The following is a 1,756-nucleotide window of genomic DNA, read 5'->3' as shown; positions in this document are numbered from 1 at the left end:
AGACCATCGCCGCCCTCAAGACCGTCGGCCGCGGCGGCGCCGCTCTTAAGGCGCAGCCCATTGAAGACGGCTGGGAAGAGTTCTGATCACGGCTGAGACGACGAGGGGCGGCTTGCGCTCCTCGTCGTCGGCGTCCCTCGGTCTGCGGCCATCCATCTTGACGTCGCGGCAATAGGGAATTGTACGCAGGGATTTCTACGCACCGCCGGTTTTCCGCTGCGTTTACCGGGGTTCTTCATTCTGCCCCTGACAGTCAGGGGATATGACGATGCGTAGTTTGACGATCGGCGGCAGGGTGAACCTGCTGTCGGTGCTGGCGGTGGCCGGCCTGCTTCTGGTGACGGGCCTCTCCTTGATGAAGCTCGACGGCGTGATGCGCGCCGAGATCGCCGACCGGACCAGGAAGACGGTCGAGGTCGCCCATAGCGTCGTGTCCCACTATCAGGCCCAGGAACAGGCGGGCGTCATGACGCGGCCCCAGGCCCAGGCGGCGGCCCTGTCGACCCTGCGCGCCCTGCGCTACGGCCAGGACGACTATTTCTGGGTCAACGACATGCAGCCGCGTATGGTCATGCACCCCTTCAGCCCGCAGCTGGAAGGTCAGGACCTGAGCGCCAAGACCGACGCCGACGGCGTCTTCATGTTCCGTGAAATGACCGAAATCGCCCGCCGAGACGGCGCGGGCTTCCTCAACTACCGCTGGGCCAAGCCGGGGCAGGAAGAACCGGCGTCCAAGGTCTCCTACGTCAAGGCCTTCAAGCCCTGGGGCTGGGTCATCGGTTCGGGCGTCTATACGGATCAGATCGTCGCGGCCGTGGCCGGCGCCGCCCTGACCCTGGGCGGGATGGCCCTGGCCGTGGCTGTGGCCATGGGCGTGGCCGGCTGGATGCTGGGGCGTTCGGTCGCCGGGCCGGTCGTGGCCCTGGCCGACCGCATGAAGCGGCTGGCTGACGGGGACAAGGCTTCGGCCATTCCGGGGCTGGCGCGTCATGACGAGATCGGCCGCATGGCCGGGGCTCTGGAAGTGTTCCGCGACGCGGCCATCGCCAACGAGCGTCTGGAAGCGGAAGCGGCGGCCCAGCGCGCCGCCGCCGAGGAGGAGCGCGCGCGCGTCGAGGCCGAGAAGGCCCGCACCGCCGAGGAGGACCGCATCGCCTTCACGGCCCTGGGCCAGGGTCTGCAGGCCATGGCTAACGGCGATCTGACCCACCGCATGACCGCCCAGGTGGCGGCCCGTTCCGAGCAGCTGAAGACCGATTTCAACACCGCCATCGCCCAGCTGGAGCAGGCTGTGGCCGTGGTCGTCGACAACGTCGCCGCCATCCGTTCGGGTTCGAGCGAGATCAGCCAAGCCTCCGACGACCTGTCGCGCCGCACCGAGCAGCAGGCGGCCTCGCTGGAGGAAACCGCCGCCGCCCTGGATCAGATCACCGCCACGGTGAACCGCACCGCGGACGGCGCCCGGCAAGCCTCTGGCGTGGTCCAGTCGGCCCGCGGCGACGCCGAGAAGAGCGGCGTCATCGTCCGCGACGCGGTCGAGGCGATGAACGCCATCGAGCAGTCCTCGGCCCAGATCGGCAACATCATCGGGGTGATTGACGAGATCGCCTTCCAGACCAACCTCCTGGCCCTGAACGCGGGCGTTGAGGCGGCCCGCGCGGGCGACGCCGGCCGCGGCTTCGCCGTGGTGGCCTCGGAAGTGCGGGCCCTGGCCCAGCGCTCGGCCGAGGCGGCCAAGGAGATCAAGACCCTGATC

General features: G+C 68.9%; 1 protein-coding gene. It reads left to right on the top strand.

Translation table 11 applies throughout. The features are described 5' to 3' along the window. Positions 1–268: 268 nt before the first annotated feature. On the top strand, positions 269–1,756 hold a 1,488-nt coding region (locus B3K53_RS12550; RefSeq protein WP_292084734.1), incomplete at its 3' end, for a methyl-accepting chemotaxis protein.

Source organism: Brevundimonas sp. UBA7506, from assembly GCF_002479495.1.
Lineage (GTDB): Bacteria > Pseudomonadota > Alphaproteobacteria > Caulobacterales > Caulobacteraceae > Brevundimonas.
Note: the sequence above shows the minus strand (reverse complement) of the source record. Positions and strands in the feature narration are given on the sequence as shown.